Source organism: Escherichia sp. 94.0001 (assembly GCF_013369155.2).
Taxonomy (GTDB): Bacteria; Pseudomonadota; Gammaproteobacteria; order Enterobacterales; family Enterobacteriaceae; genus Escherichia; species Escherichia coli_F.
The window spans coordinates 1-229 of sequence record NZ_JABWMS020000344.1 but is presented as its reverse complement, the minus strand read 5'-3'; the positions used below and the strand labels follow the sequence as shown (position 1 = coordinate 229).

The following is a 229-nucleotide window of genomic DNA, read 5'->3' as shown; positions in this document are numbered from 1 at the left end:
TACGTGCCGTCGTCGTTCTCACGGATACTCACGCAGCGGAACAGGCGCTGGCGCAGCGTCGGCAGCTTCAGCCCCCACACGCTGTATTCAGCAACGCCGTCAGGAACACGGCTCACTTTCACCTTCACGCCGTCGGTGACGGACTGAACCTCCACGCTGACCGGATTGCCACTTCCGTCAACCAGGCTTATCAGCGTGGTACCGGAGGATGGCAGCGTGATTTCACGGT

The 229-nt window shown here is 61.1% G+C and carries 1 pseudogene; it reads right to left on the bottom strand.

The window, feature by feature from the left end:
• Positions 1-229 (bottom strand): annotated as a pseudogene (locus HEN33_RS26040) (host specificity protein); the annotation flags it as partial.